We start from the raw sequence: 20,392 nt of genomic DNA on the forward strand, positions 1-20,392 counted from the left end.
CTTGCCGCACGCGAAGCCCCGAAAGAACAAGGCCGCAGCTCCCACGCGAAAGGAGGCTGCGGCCGCTGACTTCCTTCCCATGACGCGCGAGGCGGCGGCCGCGCGCGGATGGGACGAGCTCGACTTCGTGTACGTGTCGGGCGACGCCTACGTCGACCACCCCTCGTTCGGCCACGCCATCATCACGCGCCTGCTCGAGGCGCACGGCTACCGCGTGGGCGTCATCGCGCAGCCCGACTGGCGCGACCCGGCCTCCGTCACCGTGTTCGGCGAGCCGCGACTGGGCTTTCTGGTGTCGGCGGGCAACATGGACTCCATGGTGAACCACTACACCGTGGCCAAGAAGCGCCGCCGCTCAGACGCGTTCACGCCCGGCGGCGAGGCGGGGCGCCGCCCCGACCACGCGGCGGTGGTGTACGCGAACCTCATCCGCCGCACCTACAAGAAGGCGCCCGTCATCCTCGGCGGCATCGAGGCGAGCCTGCGCCGCCTGGCGCACTACGACTACTGGTCGGACTCCCTCAAGCGCTCCATCCTGCTCGACTCGGGCGCCGACCTCGTGAGCTACGGGATGGGGGAGCACTCCATCGTCCAGATCGCCGACGCGCTCGCCGCGGGGCTCTCCGTCGCCGACCTCACGTTCATCGACGGCACCGTGTACAAGGCGCGCTCGCTCGAGCACGTGTACGACTACGAGCTTCTGCCCTCGTGGGACGAGATCCGCGCCGACAAGCTGAAGTACGCCGAGAGCTTCGCCGTCCAGTACGACAACGCCGACCCCGTCCGCGGGAAGCGCCTGGTCGAGCCCTACTCCGACCACGAGTTCGTGGTGCAGAACCCGCCCGCGCCCCCGCTGACCACCTCCGAGATGGACGCGGTCTACCGCCTGCCGTACGCGCGCACGTGGCATCCCGCCTACGACGCGGCCGGCGGCGTGCCCGCCATCGCCGAGGTGAAGTTCAGCCTCGCGAGCTGCCGCGGCTGCTTCGGCGAGTGCTCGTTCTGCGCGCTCACGTTCCACCAGGGGCGCATCATCTCGGCGCGCAGCCGCGAGTCGCTCCTCGACGAGGCGCGCCTCATCACGCAGGACCCCGGGTTCAAGGGCTACATCCACGACGTGGGCGGCCCCACGGCGAACTTCCGCGCGCCGGCCTGCTCGCACCAGCTCGAGCGCGGCGCGTGCGCGCGCAAGCGCTGCCTTGTTCCCGAGCCCTGCCGCGCCTTGGACGTGAGCCACGCCGACTACGTGGAGCTTCTGCGCGCGCTGCGCGCGCTGCCGGGCGTGAAGAAGGTGTTCGTGCGCTCGGGCATCCGCTTCGACTACGTGATGGCCGACCCCGACCCCGCGTTTCTGCGCGAGCTCGTGGCCCACCACGTGTCAGGCCAGCTCAAGGTGGCGCCCGAGCACGTGTCCGACGAGGTGCTGCGCCACATGGGCAAGCCCTCCCGCGCGGTGTACGACGCGTTCGTGCGCGCCTACGAGGCCGAGAACGCCCGCGTAGGCAAGAAGCAGTACCTCGTGCCCTACCTCATGTCGTCGCACCCCGGCTCCACGCTCAAGGAGGCCGTCGAGCTCGCCGAGTTCTGCCGCGACATGGGCTACAACCCCGAGCAGGTGCAGGACTTCTACCCCACGCCCTCGACCATCTCCACCTGCATGTACTACACCGGCGTCGACCCGCGCACCATGCAGCCCGTCTACGTGCCGCGCTCGCCGCACGAGAAGGCCCTGCAGCGCGCCCTCATCCAGTACCGCAACCCCGCCAACTACGACCTGGTGGCCGAGGCGCTCGCGAAGGCGGGCCGCCGCGACCTCGTCGGCTACGGCCCCGACTGCCTCATCCGCCCCCGCAAGCCCTCCAAGCGCAACCCCGCGAATTCTGCGAAAGGCGCTGCGAAAGGGGAGCGCGCGAACCCCGCGAAAGGCAGCGCGAAAGGGGAGGGCGCAAGGGGCGTGAAGTCCTCGCGTGGCTCGAAGGGCGCCGCCCGCCCTGCGCCCGCGCAGCCTCAGCGCGCCGGGCGCCCCCCGAAGGCCAACGGCCGCAAGGGCGGCATTCGCAAGGGGCGGTAGCGCCCCCGACCTCGCCGCCCAGCTCGCCCAGCTCGACGGCTGTGTGCACCTTGTGTCCCCGCGACATCCGGCAACTTTTCCTTGAAATCCTTCCTTCGCGCGCATATAATGTCTCTTTGCGTCTGCGTGTGTTATGGATACACCCGGACGCGTGGTTAGACGGAGTCGCGGCGCCGAGCCTCCATCGGCGCATGATCGGCAATCGCCTGGCCATGTAACGTAGATGAGGTCCTTGGTGTGCGGAGAGGCGCGCGAGCAAGGGTCTCGGCGGGCTGCCGCCGGCGTTCCACCTGCCGTCACCAGGCGCGGGGCGCAGGCAAGCTAGCCCGAAGGTACAGGAAAGGTTGAACTGTGGGTATCAAACAGTACAAGCCGACAAGCCCCGGCCGACGCTTCCAGACGGTCTCCGACTTCGCGGAGATCACCACGTCGAAGCCGGAGAAGTCGCTGCTTGCGCCGAAGCCTAAGAAGGCCGGGCGCAACAACTACGGCCGCATCACCACCCGTCATCAGGGTGGCGGCAACAAGCAGCGCTACCGCATCATCGACTTCAAGCGCAACAAGGACGGCGTGCCTGCCAAGGTCGCCACGATCGAGTACGATCCGAACCGCTCGGCTCGCATCGCCCTTCTGCACTACGTCGACGGCGAGAAGCGCTACATCATCCACCCCAAGGGCCTCAAGGTAGGCGACATGGTGGTAAGCGGCCCTGAGGCCGACATCAAGCCCGGCAACGCCCTGCCGCTCGCCAACATCCCCGTCGGCACGCTCGTCCACAACGTCGAGCTGCAGCCGGGTCGCGGCGCGGCGATCGCCCGCTCTGCTGGCACCAGCATTCAGCTCATGGGCAAGGAAGGCAAGTACGCCATCCTGCGCATGCCCTCCTCCGAGATGCGCCGCGTGCTCCTCACGTGCCGCGCCACCATCGGCGAGGTCGGCAACGCTGAGCACTCCAACATCAAGATCGGCAAGGCCGGCCGCAAGCGCTGGATGGGCGTTCGTCCCACCGTCCGCGGCACCGTCATGAACCCGGTCGACCATCCGCATGGCGGCGGCGAGGGCAAGAACAAGTCCGCTGGCCGTCATCCGGTCACGCCGTGGGGCGTTCCCACCAAGGGCCATCGCACCCGCAACCCCAAGAAGGCGTCGAGCCGCTTGATCATTCGCCGTCGCAAGAAGTAGCGCGTGACACTTTAAGGAGTAATAGTGAGCAGAAGTTTGAAAAAGGGTCCTTTCGTAGAACCGCGCCTTCTGGGTCGCATCGAGGCTATGAACGCGGCTGGCGAAAAGAACGTCATCAAGACCTGGTCCCGTGCCAGCACCATCTTCCCCGAGATGGTCGGCCACACCATCGCCGTTCACGATGGTCGCAAGCACGTGCCGGTATACATCACCGAGTCCATGGTTGGCCACAAGCTGGGCGAGTTCGCCCCGACCCGCACGTTCAAGGGTCATTCGGCCGACAAGGGCAAGAAGCGATAGGATAGGGGTGAACAATGGAAGTTAAGGCAGTATCCCGCTACGTTCGCGTCTCCCCTCGCAAGGCTCGCGTCGTTGTCGACCTGGTTCGCGGCAAGTCCGTCGAGCAGGCTCGTGAGATTCTGGCATTTACCAACCGCGCCATCGCGGAGACCGTCGAGAAGACGCTCAACTCCGCCGTGGCCAACGCTGAGCACAACAACCACCTGCGCGCCGACACGCTCGTCGTGAAGGCCGCCTACGTGGACGAGGGTCCGACGCTGAAGCGCATCCGCCCGCGTGCCAAAGGCTCTGCGTCGCGCATCAACAAGCGCACCAGCCACATCACCATCATCGTTGCACCGCGAGAGGAGGCATAAAGTCCATGGGTCAGAAAGTCAGCCCTACTGGGTTCCGCCTGGGCATCACCGAGGATTGGCGCAGCCGTTGGTACGCCGACAAGAACTACGCCGCTACCCTCGAGAACGACCTTGCCATTCGCAAGTTCCTGGACACCTACCTTGCCCGTGCCGCTGTCTCCAAGGTTGAGATCGAGCGCGCTGGCGACAAGATCAAGGTCATCATCACCACGGCCCGCCCGGGTGTGGTCATCGGCAAGAAGGGCGCCGAGATCGACGCCCTGCGCAAGAAGCTCGAGAAGGTCGCCTCCGGCCCCGTCTCCGTCGAGGTCGTCGAGATCAAGCGTCCCGAGCTCGATGCCGTGCTGATCGCCCAGTCCGTGGCCGAGCAGCTCGAGGGCCGCGTCGCCTTCCGCCGCGCCATGCGCAAGGCCGTCCAGTCCGCCCGCAAGTCCGGCGCCAAGGGCATCCGCATCCAGTGCTCCGGCCGCCTCGGCGGCGCCGAGATGAGCCGCCGCGAGTGGTACCGCGAGGGTCGCGTGCCGCTGCACACCCTGCGCGCCAAGATCGACTACGGCTTCGCCACCGCCGCCACCACCATGGGCTCCATCGGCGTCCAGGTGTGGGTCTACCACGGCGACGTGCTCCCCGGCCAGAAGGCTCCGCAGCCGGCTCTCGAGGGAAGCTCCCGCCCGAGCCGCCGTCGCAACGATCGTAACGAGAGGGGGCACAAGTAATGCTCGTACCTAAGCGCGTCAAGCACCGCAAGGTGCAGCGTGGTTCCATGAAGGGCAAGGCCAAGGGCGGCACGCGCCTGAACCACGGTTCTTACGGTATCCAGGCTCTTGAGGCCCACTGGATCACCAACCGCCAGATCGAGGCAGCTCGTATCGCCATGACCCGCTACATGAAGCGTGGCGGCAAGGTGTGGATCACGATCTTCCCCGACAAGCCGATCACCTCGAAGCCCGCTGAGACCCGCATGGGTTCCGGCAAGGGCAACCCCGAGGGCTGGGTAGCTGTCGTCAAGCCGGGTCGCATCATGTTCGAGATCGACGGCGTTGACGAGGAGACGGCCAAGGAGGCTTTGCGCCTCGCCATCAACAAGCTGCCCATCAAGTGCAAGATTGTCACTCGCGAGACGGAAGGGCAGGAATAAATGAAAGCAGCAGAGATTCGTGAACTTTCTGCCGAAGACCTGCAGGCGAAGTTGAAGGAGGCGCGTGCTGAGCTGTTCAACCTGCGCTTCCAGATGGCCACGAGCCAGCTTGACAACACCGCCCGCGTTAAGCAGGTTAAGAAGGACATCGCGCGCATCCAGACCGAGATGCGTGCTCGTGAGCTGAGCGCGTAGCTTAAGGGAAGGTGTGAGAAATGACTGAAGAGCGCAATTTGCGTAAGGTCCGTCAGGGCGTCGTGGTCAGCGACACCAATGACAAGACCATCGTGGTAGCCGTCGAGCAGCGCAAACCGCATCCGGTGTACGGCAAGATGATGACCACCACGAAGAAGTTCCATGCCCATGACGAGAACAACGAAGCCGGCGTTGGCGACATCGTTCAGATCATGGAGACGCGCCCGCTGTCCAAGATGAAGCGCTGGCGCCTCGTGAAGATCGTCGAGAAGGCCAAATAGCGCGTGTGCGTTGCATGCAGCTATCTTTTTAGGAAAGTTAGGTAAAGCATATGATTCAGATGCAATCCATGCTCGCGGTGGCCGACAACTCCGGCGCTCGCAAGGTGCAGTGCATCAAGGTCCTCGGCGGCTCGAAGCGCCGCTATGCGGGCCTCGGTGATGTGATCATCTGCAGCGTGAAAGAGGCTATGCCCAACGGTAACGTGAAGAAGGGCGAGGTCGTCCGCTGCGTGATCGTGCGCGTGAAGAAGGAAGTCCGTCGCGCTGACGGCTCCTACATCCGCTTCGACCAGAACGCCGCCGTTCTGATCAACAACGACGGCTCTCCGCGCGGCACCCGTATCTTCGGGCCCGTCGCCCGCGAGCTCCGCGACAAGAAGTACATGAAGATCGTGTCTCTGGCACCGGAAACGCTCTAAGGGAGGTGTCAGTCATGAAAATGCATGTGAAGAAGGGCGATACCGTCAAGATCCTGTGCGGCAAGGACAAGGGCAAGCAGGGCAAGATCCTGCGCTCGATCCCGCAGAAGCAGCGCGTGGTCGTCGAGGGCGCCAACATGATGAAGAAGGCCATGCGCCCGACTCAGGCGAACCCGCAGGGCGGCATCTCCACCATGGAGGCCCCCATCCACGTCTCCAACGTGATGCTGGTGTGCCCGCACTGCAACCAGGCGTCCCGCGTCTCGAAGCGCGTGAACGAGGCCGGCAAGAAGGTCCGCGTCTGCAAGAAGTGCAACAAGGACATCGACTAGCTTTGTTCCGCCGTTGCTGACGCAACGGCGGAACAGCTCGACGCTGCGGCTTTCCCCAGCACCCCACCTTGTCGCGCTGACGAAAGCTCGTGTACGAAGTACACTTCGCCTTCGCCATCACGCCAATCTGGGGCACTGGGAAAACCCTCGCTGACGTTACGAACGTTCAGCGAGGGTTTCGCTGTAGTAACGAGGTTGATTTGAGCGCATGGGTTGACCGGGGAGGGGCTTTCGGGTAAAGTCTCTTCTTCGGGCGCCCATGCGCTCTATGGCCCTGGGATACCAGGGACGCGGGGTCGGAAATCCCGCGTTTAATTCATCGACGGAAAGGTTTCACCTATGGCTCCTCGTTTGAAGGAAAAGTATCAGAATGAGATCGTCGCCAAGCTCGAGAGCGAGCTCGGCATCGCCAACGTCAACCAGGTTCCGCGTCTCGAGAAGATCGTCGTGAACATGGGCGTGGGCGCTGCCGCCGGCGACTCCAAGCTGCTCGACGCCGCCATGAACGACATGCGCATCATCACCGGCCAGCAGCCCTGCGTCACCCGCGCCAAGAAGTCCATCGCCGGCTTCCATGTGCGCGAGGGCCAGGCCATCGGCTGCAAGGTCACCCTGCGCGGCGACCGCATGTGGGAGTTCCTCGACCGCCTGCTGGCGACCGCCCTTCCCCGCGTGCGCGACTTCCGCGGCATCTCGCCGAAGAGCTTCGACGGCCGCGGCAACTACACGCTCGGCATCACCGAGCAGCTGATCTTCCCCGAGATCGACTACGACAAGATTGATCGCACCCGCGGCATGGACATCACGTTCGTGACCACGGCTGACGACAACGAGAGCGCCTTCGCGCTGCTTTCCGCGCTGGGCTTCCCGTTCAAGAGCAAGTAAACCGAACAGCCGCCTCGCAAGGGGCGGCTTGTTTGCGTAACCTCAGGCAACAAGACCTGAAGCATGGGGTTTCGGGTCTTTAAGCAAGAAAGAAGGAATGCATGGCTAAGAAATCGATGATCGCCAAAGCCAAGCGCGAGCCGAAGTTCTCCACGCGTCAGCACAACCGCTGCACGCGTTGCGGGCGTCCCCGTGCTTACTATCGCAAGTTCGGCCTGTGCCGCATCTGCTTGCGTGAATTGGCCAACAAAGGCGAGCTGCCCGGCGTGACCAAGTCTTCCTGGTAAGAGCTGGCACACGTTTAGGGTGTGTCGACGTGAAAGGCGGAGGCGCTAAGGGCGCCGACGAACCGAACGCTCGGCTCATCACGAATCAAAGGAGAAAACAAACATGACAATGACCGATCCCATCGCAGATATGCTTACGCGCGTGCGTAATGCCCAGTCTGCCGGCAAGGAAACGGTGTCCATGCCCTCGAGCAAGAAGCTCATCGAGATTGCTCGCATCATGGACCAGGAGGGCTACATCCGCGGTTACGAGGTGATCGACGGCGAGCCCCGCGCGACGCTTGAGATCACGCTGAAGTACGGCCCGAAGAAGGCCAAGACCATCCGCGGCATCAAGCGCATCTCCAAGCCCGGCCTGCGCATCTACGCCGGCAAGGACGAGCTGCCCCGCGTGCTCGGCGGCCTCGGCACGGCTATCATCTCGACGAGTCACGGCGTCATGACCGACCGCGATGCCCGCAAGAAGGGCGTCGGCGGCGAGGTCATCGCTTACATCTGGTAGGAAAGGGAGGTATTGCATTATGTCTCGTATCGGCAAGATGCCCGTCACCGTTCCTGCTGGCGTTGACGTGACCATCGACGGCACCACGGTGACCGTCAAGGGCCCCAAGGGTGAGCTCACGCGCACCTTTCAGCCCTGCATGACCATCACGCAGGAAGGCAGCGAGATCATCGTCTCCCGTCCTGACGACACCCGTGAGTCCAAGAGCTTCCACGGCCTGACCCGCACCCTCATCCACAACATGGTCGAGGGCGTGTCCGCCGGCTTCACCAAGAAGCTGCAGCTCGTGGGCGTCGGCTACCGCGCCGCGCTCAAGGGCAAGGACCTCGAGATGCAGCTCGGCTTCTCGCACCCCGTCCTGGTGGAGGCCCCCGAGGGCATCACCTTCGAGGTTCCCAGCCAGACCGAGATCGTCGTCTCCGGCCCCTCCAAGGAGCAGGTCGGCCAGGTCGCCGCGAACATCCGCAAATGGCGCAAGCCGGAGCCCTACAAGGGCAAGGGCATCCGCTACGAGGGCGAGCATGTTCGTCGCAAGGTTGGCAAGGCTGGCAAGGACTAAGCGTCCGCTCGGTATCTGATTGAAGGGATTATCAATGAATAAGCTTCAGAAAAAGCAGGCCGGGTTGGCACGTCGCCATCGTCGCGTTCGCGCGAAGATCTCTGGCACGGCGGCTCGTCCTCGTCTGTGCGTTACGCGCAGCAACAACAACATCTACGTGCAGTTCGTCGATGACGTTGCCCACACGACCATCTGCGGCGTCTCCACGCTCGGCCCTGAGTTCAAGGCCACGGGCAAGCGGGGCAGCAACGTCGAGGGCGCTTCCGCTCTCGGCGAGATCGCCGGCAAGCTGGCACTGGAAAACGGCGTGACGGAAGTTGTGTTCGACCGTGGCGGCCACCTGTATCACGGACGCGTCAAGGCTCTGGCCGAGGCTGCCCGTGAAGCTGGTTTGAAATTCTAGAAGGGGTTTTAGCTTATGGCTCGTAAACAACAGCAGGAGAACGCCGTTCCTGAGCTCCAGGAGCGCGTCGTCAGCATCAACCGCGTTTCCAAGACCGTCAAGGGCGGCCGCCGCATGCAGCTCACGGCCCTCGTGGTCGTCGGCGACGGCAAGGGCCGCGTCGGCGTGGGCATGGGCAAGTCCGCCGAGGTTCCCACCGCCATCAAGAAGGGCGTCGAGGACGCGAAGAAGAACATGTTCTCGGTCCCGCTGACCGAGGGCGGCACCATTCCCCATGAGGTGCTCGGCGAGTACGGCGCCGGCCGCGTGCTGCTGAAGCCGGCCGTTCCCGGTACCGGCGTCATCACCGGCGGCTCCGTCCGCGCGCTGCTCGAGCTTGCCGGCGTGAAGAACGTCATCGGCAAGTCCCTCGGCACCGACAACGCCATGAACATCGTGAAGGCTGCCGCCGAGGGCCTCAAGTCCCTCGAGAGCCCGGCTGAGGTTGCCGCTCGTCGCGACAAGTCCGTCGGCGAGATCTTTGGCTGGAAGGAGCAGAAGTAATGTCTGACGCGAAGAAGACCCTGCGCATCACGCAGGTGAAGAGCGCCATCGGTCGCAAGGCCGACCAGGGCAAGACGCTCAAGGCTCTCGGCCTCGGCAAGATCGGCCGCACGGTGGAGCAGGTGGACAACGAGTCCGTCCGCGGCATGATCTTCAAAGTTAAGCACCTCATCGAGGTCGAGGAGATCTAAGCAGAGCTTATTCTGCATGAGGTATAATGCTTTTCGGCGCGCCTTTTCGCGAGGTGCGCCGTTGGCATAGTATTTGGAAGTTTGCTGGCGGCGAGCTGCCAGCATCGGGGGAGGGAAGTAACGTGCTCCCCCGAAGCGTAATAAGGAGATTGACTCAATGGAACTCAAGGATCTGAAGCCTGCTGAGGGCTCTAAGAAGAACCGCAAGCGCGTGGGCCGCGGCCCCGCGTCCGGCCATGGCAAGACGGCCGGCCGCGGCATGAACGGCCAGAAGTCCCGTGCCGGCGGCGGCAAGGGCCCGGGCTTCGAGGGCGGCCAGACGCCGCTCGCGCGTCGTCTGCCGAAGCTCCCCGGTTTCCGCAACTTCAACCGCGTGGAGTACCTGCCGGTGAACGTGAGCCGCCTCGAGGCGAAGTACGAGGCCGGCGAGGTCGTCGACGGCGAGTCCCTGTGCGCCAAGGGCATCATCAAGCATGCCGACGCGCTCGTGAAGGTGCTCGGCGACGGCGAGATCACCAAGGCCCTCACGGTCAAGGTCGATAAGGTTTCTGCTTCCGCCAAGGCGAAGATCGAAGCAGCCGGAGGAAAGGTCGAAGAGCCTTGCTAAGCTCGATCATAGACGCATTCAAGGTACCGGAGCTGCGCAAGAAGATCCTCTTCACGCTGGCGATCCTCGCGCTCTACCGCTTCGGCGCCTACGTGCCGGTCCCGGGCATCCCGTTCCATGACTTCGCCACGGCCTTCGCCGACACCGGCGTCGCCATGACGATGCTCGACCTGTTCACCGGCGGTGCGTTGTCGAACTTCTCGGTGTTCTCGCTGGGCATCATGCCCTACATCACCGCATCGATCATCATGCAGCTGATGCAGGGCGTCATCCCCGCCGTGGGTCGCTGGGCGCGTGAGGGTGACTCCGGTCGCCGCAAGATCACGCAGGTCACGCGCTACCTCACGCTGGGCCTGGGCCTCATCAACGCCATCGGCTACTTGCTGCTGTTCAAGTCGCCGGCCTACGGCGTGGTGTTCTCGACCGAGGTCCCCGAGATCGTCACCGACGTCGTCATCGTGTTCACGCTGGTCGCCGGCACCGCCTTCATCATGTGGATGGGCGAGCTCATCACCCAGCGCGGCATCGGCAACGGCATGTCGCTCATCATCTTCGTGAGCATCGTGTCCCGCGTGCCCTCCGCCATCTTCTCGTCCGTGAACCTCACGAGCGATCTGGGCATGGGCATCGCGCTCACCATCCTGATCCTGGCCGTGGTGCTCGTGTGCATCCCGCTGATCATCTACGTGGAGCGCGCGCAGCGCCGCATCCCGGTGAACTACGCCAAGCGCGTCCAGGGCCGCAAGATGATGGGTGGCCAGTCCACCTACATCCCGCTCAAGGTGAACGCTGCGGGCGTCATCCCGATCATCTTCGCGAGCTGCATCATCTACTTCCCGGCGCAGCTGGCGGCCATCTTCAACGTGGATTGGCTGACGACGTTCGCGAACTGGTGCTCCACCGGCGTGGTGAACTGGATCCTCACGCTCGTGCTCATCGTCTTCTTCGCGTACTTCTACACCTCCATGGTGTTCAACCCCGAGGAGACGGCTGACAACATCCGCAAGCAGGGCGGCTTCATCCCGGGCGTGCGCCCGGGCTCGGCCACCGTCACCTACATCAAGAACGTGATCCACCGCATCACGCTGCCGGGCGGCCTGTTCATCGCCTTCATCGCCGTGGTGCCCACGATCATCTTCTACTTCACGGGCAACCAGCTCATCCAGTCGTTCGGCGGCACCTCGATCCTCATCATGATCGGCGTCGCGCTCGACACCATGAGCAAGGTTGAGAGCCAGCTGAAGCAGCACAACTACGAGGGCTTCTTCAAGTAGGGAAATCACGTACGTTGGCTGGAGAGAGGACCCGTCTCGCAAGGGGCGGGTCCTCTCTTTTGCTAGAATAGAGCTACCAATCTGTCCACCATCGAAAGGATCGACTGAAATGAACATTGTGTTGCTGGGTGCACCGGGTGCCGGCAAGGGCACGCAGGCGGCGAAGCTCGTCGAAGAGGAGGGCCTGTGCCACATCTCCACGGGTGACATTCTGCGCGCGGCGGTGAAGAACCAGACGCCTTTGGGCGTGAAGGCCAAGGGCTACATGGACGCCGGCGATCTGGTGCCGGACGACCTGATCATCGACCTCATGAAGGAGCGCATTCAGCAGCCTGACACCGAGAAGGGCGTCATCCTCGACGGTTTCCCGCGCACGACCACCCAGGCCGTGGCGCTCGACACCATGCTCGCCGAGCTCGGCCGCCCGCTCGACGCGGCGCTGCTGATCGACGTGGAGGCCGAGGTCATTGTGAGCCGCCTCTGCTCGCGCCGCATGTGCAAGGAGTGCGGGCACATCGGCACCGCCTCCGACGCGGCGTGCCCGAAGTGCGGCGGCGAGATGTACCAGCGCGATGACGACAACGAGGTCACGGTGCGCAACCGCCTCGACGTGTACGAGAAGTCCACGAGCCCGCTCATCGACTACTACCGCGGCTGCGAGCTGCTCGTCACCATCGACGGCGACCGCGACCCGCAGGTGGTCTACGCCGACGTCAAGGAGGCCTTGGGGCTCTAGGCTCCGCCTGCCCTGACGGGCTGGGCTATGCCGAAGACGCGATCCCGCGCCAGCGTGCCTGGCGCGGGATTTTTTCGTATAATGGTGAGCTGACATGCCTACCATTCGCCAGAACATCTCGTATGCCTACAAGCGCTCGGTCAAGCCCTACCGCGCGTCGATCACCCACATCGTGCGCTCGGTGGCGGCGCTCTTCCTCGTGGCGCTGCTGCTCGAGGTGTTCGTCTTCAACTACAACTACTTCGCCACCCTGTCGAACAAGCCGATCAACCTGAAGGACCAGATCGAGCTTGCGAAGGGCGACGACGGGCTGTTCCGCCTGACGGCGGTCGACCACGTGATGGAGTTCAAGAACCTCAACACCGAGGTGCGCAACATCCGCATCGACTTCGACGAGCACCAGCCGGCTCAGAACCTGCGCGTGAAGGTCCAGTTCACCGATGACGCGCACCACACCTACTTCGACTCCACCGAGTACACCGTCGGCGTGCCCGAGGTGGACGTCTCCACGTGCGTCACCGAGAGCGAGTACATCAACCTCAACACCTCAGGCTACGTGAACAACCTGCGCATCGAGGTCGTCGGCGACGAGGTGAGCTACCCCATCAAGCTCTGGACGGTCTCGCTCAACGCGCACCATCCCTTCACCTTCAGCGGCGCGCGCTTCACTGCGGCGTTCGGCCTGCTTCTGCTGTGCTTCATGTTCCGCCCGCGCTCGTCGATCTACCGCATCAACATCGTGGAGAACCCGCGTCGCTCGAAGGCGGGCGTCATCGGGATGGTCGTCGTCGAGATGGCGCTCGTGAGCTCGCTTCTGTTCTTCGGGTCGAACCTCGTGGGCGTGGCCACGTCGAGCTACAACTTCGGCTCGTGGGACGGCACCTCGGTGGTGAACACCTTCGAGGTGGGGGGCGACAACGCCCAGCAGTACGCCGAGCTCGCGCGCGCCATGGCCAAGGGCCAGCTCTACCTCGACGAGGAGCCGCCCCAGTGGCTGCAGGACATGCCCGACCCCTATGACAAGGGCGCTCGCGACGAGGCGCAGAAGGAGACGGGCGAGGCGTACCTGTTCGACGTGGCCTACTACGACGGGCATTACTACGTGTACTTCGGCGTGGTGCCGGTGCTTCTGTTCTACCTGCCGTTCTACCTGGTCACGGGTGCGAACTTCCCCACGGCCATCGGCGTGCTCATAGCGGCCCTCGCCTTCATCCTCGGCTGCTCGGCGCTGCTCGATCGCTTCGCGCGCTACCACTTCAAGCGCGTGAGCCTGGGGCTCTACCTGCTGCTGCAGATCCCGCTCGTGTTCTGCTGCGGCATCCTCTACCTGGTGAAGTTCCCCACGTTCTACTCGCTGCCCATCATGTGCGGGCTGGCGTTCTCGGTGTGGGGGCTGTACTGCTGGATGCGCGGGCGCCTCTCGAAGCACGCGTGCGCGTGGTATCTGGCCGGGTCGCTCTGCATGGCGCTCGTGGCGGGGTGCCGCCCGCAGCTGCTCGTGCTCTCGCTTCTGGCGTTCCCGCTGTTCTGGCGCACCTACATCACGAAGCGCCGCCTGCTCACCCCGGCGGGCGCGCGCGAGTTCGCCTGCCTCGTCGCGCCGTATTTGGTGGTGGCCGCGGGCATCATGGGCTACAACTACGCGCGCTTCGGGTCCTTCACGGACTTCGGCGCCAACTACAACCTCACGGTGAACGACATGACGAAGCGCGGCATGAACGTCGGCCGCCTCGCGCCCGCGTTCTTCACCTACTTCCTGCAGCCGCCCAACCTGACCGGCACGTTCCCGTTCATCCAGGCGGTCGACTTCAACACCACCTACATGGGGCAGACCATCAAGGAGGTCACCTTCGGCGGCATCTTCGCGTGCCTGCCCGTGCTGTGGATCCTGCCGTTCGCGCGCCGCATCCTCGATCTGCGCCGCCGCGCGCGCTCCACGCGCACCATCATGGGCGTCATCATGGTGCTGCTCGCCTCGGGCGTGCTCGTGGCCCTGCTCGACGCGGAGATGGCGGGCATCCTGCAGCGCTACTACGCCGACTTCAGCTTCATGTTCCTGGCGGCGGTGGTGCTTCTGGCGTTCATCGTGAACGAGAACATGGAGGCGGGCTCGACCGCGCACGTGATCGCCATGAAGGTGCTGCTCGTGCTGGTCACGCTCAGCGTGCTCTACAGCGCCCTCCTGTGCTTCGTCCCCGAGACGGGTTGGTACTCGGACATCTACCCGTGGGCCTATCAGGGTATAATCGAAACAGCTCAGTTTTGGACCTAAGGAAGGAATCACGACATGAAACTGATCATCGCGAAATCGTATGAGGACATGAGCCGCCGCGCCGCCGACGTGCTGGCTGCGCGCGTGAAGGAGCAGCCGAGCTGCGTGCTGGGCCTGGCCACGGGCTCAACCCCCATCGGGCTGTACGCCGAGCTGGTGCGCGACTGCAAGGCGGGCGAGATCAGCTTCGCCGACGTGGAGACGTACAACCTCGACGAGTACCGCGGCCTTTCCGGCGACCATGACCAGAGCTACCGCTACTTCATGAACGACAACCTGTTCGACCACGTGGACATCGACAAGGCGCGCACGCACGTGCCCGACGGCGCCTGCGCGGACGCCGAGGAGGCGTGCGCCGCGTACGAGGCGGCCATCGACGCGGCCGGCGGCGTGGACATCCAGCTTCTGGGCCTCGGGCACAACGGGCACATCGGCTTCAACGAGCCGTGCGACGAGTTCCCGAAGGCCACGCACTGCGTGCAGCTCACCGAGAGCACCATCAACGCGAACAGCCGTCTGTTCAACTCCGTTGACGAGGTGCCGCGCGAAGCGTATACCATGGGCATCGGCACCATCATGAAGGCCCGTGAGATCCTCGTGGTGGCCAACGGCGAGGGCAAGGCCGACATCGTGCGCCGCGCGTTCTTCGGCCCCGTGACGCCTGAGGTCCCCGCGTCCATCCTGCAGTTCCACCCCAACGTGACGGTGATCGTCGACGAGGAGGCGGGAGCGCTCTGCAAGTAGGTCCCGAGAAAGGACGTACCATGATAATCAAGAACGGCTTGGCGTTTGACGGCGAGGGGTTCGTCGCGCGTGACGTGCATGTCTCAGGCGGCGTGTTCGTCGCCGCGGACGCGGCCGCGGGCGCTGGCGCCGGGGTTGCGGCTGTCGCGGGCGACGTCATCGACGCGGCCGGCTGCTACGTGATCCCCGGCTTGGTGGACCTGCACTTCCACGGCGCCGCGGGCGGCGACGTGTCAGACGGCGACGAGGCCGGGCTGCACGCGATGGGCGCCTACGAGGCGTCGCGCGGCATCGGCGCCATGTGCCCGGCCACCATGACGCTCTCTGAGGAGATCCTCACGCACGCGCTGGGCGTCGCGGCGGCCTTCGAGCCGGCGGACGACGAGGCCGAGCTCGCGGGCGTCAACATGGAAGGCCCCTTCATCTCGCCCTCGAAGGTGGGGGCGCAGAACCCCGAGTACGTGCACGTCCCCGACGCGGCGATGTTCCGCCGCCTCCAGGAGGTCTCCGGCGGCCTCATCAAGCTGGTCGACATCGCGCCCGAGGAGCCGGGTGCGATGGAGTTCGTCGAGGAGCTCGGGGATGAGGTGCGCGTCTCGCTCGCGCACACCTGCACCGACTACGATACGGCCGCGCTCGCCTTCGAGAAGGGCGCGCGGCACCTCACGCACCTGTACAACGCCATGAACTCCATGCACCACCGCAAGCCCGGCCCCATCCCCGCGGCGGCCGAGCGCGACGACGTGACGGCTGAGATCATCGCCGACGGCGTGCACATCCACCCGGCCATGGTGCGCCTGGCGTTCAACCTGTTCGGCGACGATCGCATGATCCTGATCTCGGACACGCTGCGCGCCGCGGGCATGCCCGACGGGGTGTACGACCTCGGCGGCCAGGACGTCACGGTGGAGGGCTTTGAGGCGCGCATCGACAACGGCGCGCTCGCCGGCTCGGTGAGCGACCTTATGCGCTGCCTCTACGTCGCGGTGCACGACATGGAGATACCGCTCGTGAGCGCTGTGAAGGCCGCTGCGGCCAACCCGGCGCGCGCCTTGGGGCTGGAGGGCCGCTATGGCACCCTGGCCGCAGGGGCGGTCGCCAACGCCGTCCTGCTCGACCAGGAGACGCTCGAGGTGAAGCAGGTCATCCTCCGCGGCAAGGCGCTGTAGGACGACCGCGGGAACAGCAGAAAGACTCCTTGAACAAAGAGAGGACCCTCTGGAAGGAGGGTCCTCTCTTTTCCTGCGGGTGCTTTCAGCCCCGTGCGGGTGTTTCGGTCCTTACAGCTCCGGGAGGGAGGCGGCGGCCACGGACTGGCCGACGCGGCGCATCATCTCGTCGGGCAGCGTCACGTTCACCTTCGCCGCCAGCTCGGGGTGCTCCTCGCCCAGCACGCGGTTGCACTCGCTGATGATGAGGTCGCCGCCGACCCCCGAGGTCACGCGGCCCAGGATCAGCAGCGTGTCGATCTCGTAGAAGGCGCTGTACAGCACGAGGGTGTGCGCCAGGTACACGCCGATGGAGCGGAAGATGTCGAGCGCGCCGGCATGCCCCTCGTTGGCCAGGCCCTGGACCACCTTGAGCTTCTCGGCGGGGGAGAGCGCGGGGTCGAGCTCGATGCCCGCGGCCGGCGCCAGCTTGATCACGCAGTCTTGGCTGAAGTACTTGCAGCCCACGCCGAAGTCGCCTGACCACTCGTCCTGCATCGCGGTGGGCGCCAGGTCGACCGGCGCGAAGGCCAGCTCGTTGATCCAGCCGAGCACGTTGCCCTCGGCGTTCACGTAGCCCACGGCCTCGGACGTGCCCATGGCGATGCCGAGGATGTTGCCCTTGCCGGTGGACATGTAGCCCGCCAGCGCCGTCACGTCGCCGTCGTTGGCCACCACGAGCGGCACGTCGCCGATCTCGGCGGCAGCGCGCGTGTAGATGCTCTTGACCTCCTCGCGACGCTCGCGCGGCACCTTGATGAACAGCGACGCCACCATGGGCTGGTTGTTCACGTAGTCGCCCGCGGAGGACACGCCGATGGCGTCGACGCGCGGCATCTTGGAGGCGGCCGTCTTGAAGGCGGTCACGATCTCGTTGAAGTGGTAGGTGGGGTCCTCGGTGACCTTGGGGAACCACACGACCTCCTCGGAGTACACCGACTCGCCGTCGATGACGGCAGACACCTTGCGGTCTGAGCCGCCCGCGTCGAAGCCGATGCGGCAGCCCTCGGTGTGCCCGCCGATGGCCTTGGGGGCCTCGTTGGCGGCGGGGAAGTCAGCCTCGGACACCGCCACGACCTCGAGGTCCTTCTCGTAGAGGTCGTCCACGAAGCCGTGGTCGAAGGCGCGCTCACCCTGCGGGCTGTACATGGCGGCGATCTTCTTGGCGATGTCGTCGCAGCCGCAGACGTAGACCTTGAAGCCGCCGATGCTCCACAGCGAGAACTTGATGAGGCGCTCGACGTAGCGCAGGTCGGCCTCGGCGAACGCGCCGCCGCGGATCGCGCTCTCGCGCACGGAGATCAGGCCGTCCTCGCGCTCGACGGCCACCTTGATGGGGTGCGTGGCGCCCTTGAGGTACTCGCGCATCCACACGCCGAAGGGAACGTAGTCGCCATCCAAGACGGGCACGTTCTCGATGGAGTACTCGATGCCCAGGTAGTTGCTCATGTTCTTCCTTTCTCGAAGAATCGTCTGCGGGGTGGGGTGGGGAAGGCCGGCCCTCGCGAGGGAGGCTAGCCTTCCAAGATCTCGGTCAGGATGCGCTCGGTCATGGCCAGGGCGCGCGGCACGTGGAAGGGGCCCTTGAACGTGGAGCCCTTCGTGGAGGGCATGGTGGGCTTGCCGTCGCGGCGCAGGTAGCCGTACCACTCGCCGTACTCCGGGTCGGCGAAGTGCTCGCGCGCGTAGTCGAGCGTCTTGAGGAACCACGCGAGGAAGTACGGGTCGCGCGTGTCGCGGTAGGCCTTCGACGCGGCGATCATGATTTCGTTGTGGGGCCACCACAGCTTCATGTCGTGCTCGTACGCCTCGGGCGGCAGGCCCTTGGCGTCGATGAAGTACAGCAGCCCGCCGAACTCCTCGTCCCAGCCGGCCTCGATGGCCAGGCGGAAGATGTCCTCGGCCGTGGCGTGCAGCTCCTCGTCTCCGCGGTAGTTCGCCTCGTCCATCATGAACCAGCTGCACTCGATGTCGTGCCCGGGGTTCACCACGCGCCCCGCCGTGTACCACAGCTCGGGCTCGCCCTGGGTGTTCACGCTCTCGAGCGTGCAGCCGAGCTCGGGGCGGTAGTGGAAGTTCACGATGCGGTCGGTGCACTCGCGCGCGTGCCGGTCGTACTCGTCGGCGTGGGCCGGGTCGACCCGGCGCATGATGCCGATGATGTTGAGGAAGATCATCGGGTCGCCGAGCGCGTAGCCCGAGCGCGTGGCCGCGATGGTCTTGGGGCCGAGCCCCGCGGGATCCTCGATGAGGCCGTTGTTCAGCTCGTAGATCAGCCGGTAGGCGCGCCGCGCGCGCTCGAGGTGCGCACGCTCGCCCGTGACGCCGTAGTACTCGGCGTTGGCGATGCAGTAGAAGCCCTCGGAGAAGCAGTAGCGGCGCTGGCGCAGAGGCGCGCCCTCGGCCGTCACCGTGAAGTACAGACGTCCGCCGGCGTCATGGTTGATGCAGTGGTCCTCCAGAAAGTCGATGCTGCTCTTGGCGGCGGCGAGCCAGTCGGCCTGCGCGGTGTCGAGCCACGCGGGCGCTTCCTCGCCGTACAGGTGGGCGAGGTAGGAGAACGTCCAGCCGCAGCGCCCCTGCATCCACACGCTCTTGTCGGTGGAGTAGACCGCGCCCGTGCGGTCGAGGCAGGTGTACACGCCGCCGTTCTCGGCGTCCATGCCGTGCTCAAGCCAGAAGTTGACGCTGGCGTTCAGCTCCGCGCGAATCCACTCGCGAGCCTCCGCGAGCCTCTCGGTGTTCTCAGCAGTCAATGACCCTCCTCACGTCGAATGCGTTGCCTGGTCTGCGGCGCGCCGTGGCGCGCCGGCGGTTTCAGCTCGTGTCTCTAGTAGGCGGTGCGCACGGGCGCATCGGGGTCCATCATGCCCTCCCGCTTGAGGATGGCCACGATGCCCTCCACGTCGTCGCCCTTGAGCGGCTGGACGGGCTCACGCATCTGGTTGGTGTTGAACACGCCCATCTGCCACAGCGCCGTCTTGAAGGCGCCCACGCCCGCGCCGAAGCCCACGGTGGCCTTCACGTGACGCGTGACGAACATGAGGCGCGCCAGGTGGTCCTGGAGCTCCTTCACGCGCTCCCAGTCGCCCTCCTTCGCGGCGCGCCACTGCTCCACGTAGCTGTAGGGGTCGACGTTCGCGAGCCCCGGCACCGCGCCGTCGGCGCCGCCCAGATACGCGCCGTCGACGACGACCTCGTGCCCGGTGAGCAGCTGGAGGGGGTGTCCCGCGTCCTCGTTCTCGAGCATGAGCCAGCGGAAGCTGACGTCGTCGCCCGAGGAGTCCTTCACGCCCTGCAGCACGCCGTCGCACCCCAGGCGCACCAGCATGCTCGGGTCGAGCTTGGTGTGCACGCACACGGGCAGGTCGTAGGCGAACAGCGGCAGGTCGGTGTGCTCGCGGATGGCGCGGAAGTGGCGCTCCGTCTCCTTCGGGCCGCCGAGCGCGTAGAAGGGCGCCGTGGCCACGAGCCCGTCAACGCCGAAGCCGGCGGCGCGCTTGGCCTGGTCCACGACGCGCATGGTCTCCATGTCGACGATGCCGGCCAGCACGGGGACGCGCCCGTTGACGATGGCGACGGCCTCCTGCAGCACGTGGTAGCGCTGCGCGTCGGTCAGAAACGCCACCTCGCCGCTCGAGCCGAGGAAGAACAGGCCGTCGACGCCCGCGTCGATCATGCGGTTGACCGAGCGGTTGAAAGCATCCAGGTCGAGTGACTTCTTGTTGGTGAGCGGAATGATGACAGGGGGTATGACGCCCCGGATCTTTGAGGTTTCCATAGCATACCTTCTCTTCGAAGTTTAGGTCCCGGCGAGACAAACTATAGCGACAAACTATAGAGGGTTCAGGTGGTGGGGTCAAGGAAAAAAAGGAGGCCCCCAACGCAGTCGGAAGCCTCCTTTCTC

26 protein-coding genes are annotated in these 20,392 nt (G+C 65.2%); 23 read left to right on the forward strand and 3 right to left on the reverse strand.

Annotation, left to right across the window (positions count from 1 at the left end; all coding sequences use genetic code 11):
* The first annotated feature begins 1 nt into the window (after position 1).
* From G7Y50_RS04395 to nagA, 23 genes are all read left to right on the forward strand, one after another.
* Positions 2 to 2,071, forward strand: a complete 2,070-nt coding sequence (locus tag G7Y50_RS04395; protein ID WP_241156421.1) for a YgiQ family radical SAM protein — start codon at positions 2 to 4, stop codon at positions 2,069 to 2,071.
* A gap of 351 nt (positions 2,072 to 2,422) precedes the next feature.
* Positions 2,423 to 3,253, forward strand: coding sequence for a 50S ribosomal protein L2 (gene rplB / locus G7Y50_RS04400; protein ID WP_165049944.1), 831 nt, complete (start codon positions 2,423 to 2,425; stop codon positions 3,251 to 3,253).
* A gap of 24 nt (positions 3,254 to 3,277) precedes the next feature.
* Positions 3,278 to 3,553: a 30S ribosomal protein S19 gene (rpsS, locus tag G7Y50_RS04405; protein ID WP_165049968.1), complete on the forward strand. Its 276-nt coding sequence runs from the start codon at positions 3,278 to 3,280 to the stop codon at positions 3,551 to 3,553.
* Positions 3,554 to 3,567: 14 nt separating this feature from the next.
* On the forward strand, positions 3,568 to 3,909 hold the full coding sequence (rplV, locus tag G7Y50_RS04410; RefSeq protein WP_165049990.1) for a 50S ribosomal protein L22: 342 nt from the start codon (positions 3,568 to 3,570) through the stop codon (positions 3,907 to 3,909).
* A gap of 5 nt (positions 3,910 to 3,914) precedes the next feature.
* Positions 3,915 to 4,625, forward strand: a complete 711-nt coding sequence (rpsC, locus tag G7Y50_RS04415) for a 30S ribosomal protein S3 (protein ID WP_165049999.1) — start codon at positions 3,915 to 3,917, stop codon at positions 4,623 to 4,625.
* Positions 4,625 to 5,047, forward strand: a complete 423-nt coding sequence (gene rplP, locus G7Y50_RS04420; protein ID WP_165050028.1) for a 50S ribosomal protein L16 — start codon at positions 4,625 to 4,627, stop codon at positions 5,045 to 5,047. The genes rpsC and rplP overlap by 1 nt, the downstream gene beginning before the upstream one ends.
* A complete protein-coding gene (rpmC, locus tag G7Y50_RS04425; protein WP_160710048.1) occupies positions 5,048 to 5,242 on the forward strand; it encodes a 50S ribosomal protein L29 in 195 nt (64 codons plus the stop codon).
* Positions 5,243 to 5,262: 20 nt separating this feature from the next.
* Entirely contained in the window at positions 5,263 to 5,523 is a 261-nt protein-coding gene (gene rpsQ, locus G7Y50_RS04430) for a 30S ribosomal protein S17 (protein ID WP_165050056.1), read from the forward strand.
* A gap of 50 nt (positions 5,524 to 5,573) precedes the next feature.
* Positions 5,574 to 5,942 (forward strand): 50S ribosomal protein L14, encoded by a 369-nt coding sequence (rplN, locus tag G7Y50_RS04435; RefSeq protein ID WP_022740329.1) that lies wholly within the window; start codon positions 5,574 to 5,576, stop codon positions 5,940 to 5,942.
* A gap of 20 nt (positions 5,943 to 5,962) precedes the next feature.
* The gene (gene rplX, locus G7Y50_RS04440; RefSeq protein WP_165050688.1) at positions 5,963 to 6,274 is read left to right on the forward strand and encodes a 50S ribosomal protein L24; all 312 of its coding nucleotides are present in this window, start codon (positions 5,963 to 5,965) and stop codon (positions 6,272 to 6,274) included.
* Positions 6,275 to 6,613: 339 nt separating this feature from the next.
* Positions 6,614 to 7,159, forward strand: a complete 546-nt coding sequence (gene rplE / locus G7Y50_RS04445; protein WP_165050066.1) for a 50S ribosomal protein L5 — start codon at positions 6,614 to 6,616, stop codon at positions 7,157 to 7,159.
* Between the two features lie 101 nt (positions 7,160 to 7,260).
* Entirely contained in the window at positions 7,261 to 7,446 is a 186-nt protein-coding gene (locus G7Y50_RS04450; protein ID WP_103265579.1) for a type Z 30S ribosomal protein S14, read from the forward strand.
* A gap of 103 nt (positions 7,447 to 7,549) precedes the next feature.
* Positions 7,550 to 7,948 carry a 30S ribosomal protein S8 gene (rpsH, locus tag G7Y50_RS04455; protein WP_165050075.1) on the forward strand — a complete coding sequence of 133 codons (399 nt, stop codon included), beginning with the start codon at positions 7,550 to 7,552 and terminating at the stop codon, positions 7,946 to 7,948.
* A gap of 19 nt (positions 7,949 to 7,967) precedes the next feature.
* Positions 7,968 to 8,507, forward strand: a complete 540-nt coding sequence (gene rplF / locus G7Y50_RS04460) for a 50S ribosomal protein L6 (protein ID WP_165050084.1) — start codon at positions 7,968 to 7,970, stop codon at positions 8,505 to 8,507.
* Between the two features lie 34 nt (positions 8,508 to 8,541).
* On the forward strand, positions 8,542 to 8,910 hold the full coding sequence (gene rplR / locus G7Y50_RS04465; protein ID WP_165050089.1) for a 50S ribosomal protein L18: 369 nt from the start codon (positions 8,542 to 8,544) through the stop codon (positions 8,908 to 8,910).
* Between the two features lie 15 nt (positions 8,911 to 8,925).
* Positions 8,926 to 9,453 carry a 30S ribosomal protein S5 gene (gene rpsE, locus G7Y50_RS04470; protein WP_165050119.1) on the forward strand — a complete coding sequence of 176 codons (528 nt, stop codon included), beginning with the start codon at positions 8,926 to 8,928 and terminating at the stop codon, positions 9,451 to 9,453.
* On the forward strand, positions 9,453 to 9,644 hold the full coding sequence (rpmD, locus tag G7Y50_RS04475; RefSeq protein WP_165050151.1) for a 50S ribosomal protein L30: 192 nt from the start codon (positions 9,453 to 9,455) through the stop codon (positions 9,642 to 9,644). Before rpsE ends, rpmD begins: the two co-directional genes overlap by 1 nt.
* A gap of 157 nt (positions 9,645 to 9,801) precedes the next feature.
* Complete coding sequence (gene rplO / locus G7Y50_RS04480) at positions 9,802 to 10,251, forward strand: 50S ribosomal protein L15 (RefSeq protein ID WP_165050157.1); 450 nt, start codon at positions 9,802 to 9,804, stop codon at positions 10,249 to 10,251.
* A complete protein-coding gene (gene secY, locus G7Y50_RS04485; RefSeq protein WP_165050164.1) occupies positions 10,245 to 11,525 on the forward strand; it encodes a preprotein translocase subunit SecY in 1,281 nt (426 codons plus the stop codon). The genes rplO and secY overlap by 7 nt, the downstream gene beginning before the upstream one ends.
* 109 nt (positions 11,526 to 11,634) lie before the next feature.
* Positions 11,635 to 12,261 carry an adenylate kinase gene (locus tag G7Y50_RS04490; RefSeq protein WP_165050175.1) on the forward strand — a complete coding sequence of 209 codons (627 nt, stop codon included), beginning with the start codon at positions 11,635 to 11,637 and terminating at the stop codon, positions 12,259 to 12,261.
* Between the two features lie 94 nt (positions 12,262 to 12,355).
* Positions 12,356 to 14,533 (forward strand): cytochrome C oxidase Cbb3, encoded by a 2,178-nt coding sequence (locus G7Y50_RS04495; protein WP_165050184.1) that lies wholly within the window; start codon positions 12,356 to 12,358, stop codon positions 14,531 to 14,533.
* A 15-nt stretch (positions 14,534 to 14,548) separates the two neighbouring features.
* Positions 14,549 to 15,277, forward strand: a complete 729-nt coding sequence (gene nagB, locus G7Y50_RS04500) for a glucosamine-6-phosphate deaminase (protein ID WP_165050202.1) — start codon at positions 14,549 to 14,551, stop codon at positions 15,275 to 15,277.
* A 20-nt stretch (positions 15,278 to 15,297) separates the two neighbouring features.
* Entirely contained in the window at positions 15,298 to 16,446 is a 1,149-nt protein-coding gene (gene nagA / locus G7Y50_RS04505; protein WP_165050227.1) for an N-acetylglucosamine-6-phosphate deacetylase, read from the forward strand.
* Between the two features lie 111 nt (positions 16,447 to 16,557).
* Here nagA and G7Y50_RS04510 read toward each other — a convergent pair whose 3' ends face one another.
* The 3 genes from G7Y50_RS04510 to G7Y50_RS04520 form a co-directional block, all read right to left on the reverse strand.
* On the reverse strand, positions 16,558 to 17,934 hold the full coding sequence (locus tag G7Y50_RS04510) for an ROK family protein (protein ID WP_165050238.1): 1,377 nt from the start codon (positions 17,932 to 17,934) through the stop codon (positions 16,558 to 16,560).
* Positions 17,935 to 17,999: 65 nt separating this feature from the next.
* Positions 18,000 to 19,241 (reverse strand): AGE family epimerase/isomerase, encoded by a 1,242-nt coding sequence (locus G7Y50_RS04515; protein WP_206214766.1) that lies wholly within the window; start codon positions 19,239 to 19,241, stop codon positions 18,000 to 18,002.
* Positions 19,242 to 19,315: 74 nt separating this feature from the next.
* The gene (locus G7Y50_RS04520) at positions 19,316 to 20,266 is read right to left on the reverse strand and encodes a dihydrodipicolinate synthase family protein (RefSeq protein WP_165050243.1); all 951 of its coding nucleotides are present in this window, start codon (positions 20,264 to 20,266) and stop codon (positions 19,316 to 19,318) included.
* Positions 20,267 to 20,392: the final 126 nt, after the last annotated feature.

The sequence above is a fragment of the Adlercreutzia sp. ZJ176 genome, from assembly GCF_011038975.1.
GTDB lineage: Bacteria > Actinomycetota > Coriobacteriia > Coriobacteriales > Eggerthellaceae > CAAEEV01.

Excerpts from the sequence above, each read along its gene's own strand:
- rplV (WP_165049990.1), top strand. The coding sequence starts at position 3,568 with ATGGAAGTTAAGGCAGTATCCCGCTACGTTCGCGTCTCCCCTCGCAAG.
- rpsC (WP_165049999.1), top strand. The coding sequence starts at position 3,915 with ATGGGTCAGAAAGTCAGCCCTACTGGGTTCCGCCTGGGCATCACCGAG.
- rplP (WP_165050028.1), top strand. The coding sequence starts at position 4,625 with ATGCTCGTACCTAAGCGCGTCAAGCACCGCAAGGTGCAGCGTGGTTCC.
- rpmC (WP_160710048.1), top strand. The coding sequence starts at position 5,048 with ATGAAAGCAGCAGAGATTCGTGAACTTTCTGCCGAAGACCTGCAGGCG.
- rpsQ (WP_165050056.1), top strand. The coding sequence starts at position 5,263 with ATGACTGAAGAGCGCAATTTGCGTAAGGTCCGTCAGGGCGTCGTGGTC.
- rplN (WP_022740329.1), top strand. The coding sequence starts at position 5,574 with ATGATTCAGATGCAATCCATGCTCGCGGTGGCCGACAACTCCGGCGCT.
- rplX (WP_165050688.1), top strand. The coding sequence starts at position 5,963 with ATGCATGTGAAGAAGGGCGATACCGTCAAGATCCTGTGCGGCAAGGAC.
- rplE (WP_165050066.1), top strand. The coding sequence starts at position 6,614 with ATGGCTCCTCGTTTGAAGGAAAAGTATCAGAATGAGATCGTCGCCAAG.
- G7Y50_RS04450 (WP_103265579.1), top strand. The coding sequence starts at position 7,261 with ATGGCTAAGAAATCGATGATCGCCAAAGCCAAGCGCGAGCCGAAGTTC.
- rpsH (WP_165050075.1), top strand. The coding sequence starts at position 7,550 with ATGACAATGACCGATCCCATCGCAGATATGCTTACGCGCGTGCGTAAT.
- rplF (WP_165050084.1), top strand. The coding sequence starts at position 7,968 with ATGTCTCGTATCGGCAAGATGCCCGTCACCGTTCCTGCTGGCGTTGAC.
- rplR (WP_165050089.1), top strand. The coding sequence starts at position 8,542 with ATGAATAAGCTTCAGAAAAAGCAGGCCGGGTTGGCACGTCGCCATCGT.
- rpsE (WP_165050119.1), top strand. The coding sequence starts at position 8,926 with ATGGCTCGTAAACAACAGCAGGAGAACGCCGTTCCTGAGCTCCAGGAG.
- rpmD (WP_165050151.1), top strand. The coding sequence starts at position 9,453 with ATGTCTGACGCGAAGAAGACCCTGCGCATCACGCAGGTGAAGAGCGCC.
- rplO (WP_165050157.1), top strand. The coding sequence starts at position 9,802 with ATGGAACTCAAGGATCTGAAGCCTGCTGAGGGCTCTAAGAAGAACCGC.
- G7Y50_RS04490 (WP_165050175.1), top strand. The coding sequence starts at position 11,635 with ATGAACATTGTGTTGCTGGGTGCACCGGGTGCCGGCAAGGGCACGCAG.
- G7Y50_RS04495 (WP_165050184.1), top strand. The coding sequence starts at position 12,356 with ATGCCTACCATTCGCCAGAACATCTCGTATGCCTACAAGCGCTCGGTC.
- nagB (WP_165050202.1), top strand. The coding sequence starts at position 14,549 with ATGAAACTGATCATCGCGAAATCGTATGAGGACATGAGCCGCCGCGCC.
- nagA (WP_165050227.1), top strand. The coding sequence starts at position 15,298 with ATGATAATCAAGAACGGCTTGGCGTTTGACGGCGAGGGGTTCGTCGCG.
- G7Y50_RS04510 (WP_165050238.1), bottom strand. The coding sequence starts at position 17,934 with ATGAGCAACTACCTGGGCATCGAGTACTCCATCGAGAACGTGCCCGTC.
- G7Y50_RS04520 (WP_165050243.1), bottom strand. The coding sequence starts at position 20,266 with ATGGAAACCTCAAAGATCCGGGGCGTCATACCCCCTGTCATCATTCCG.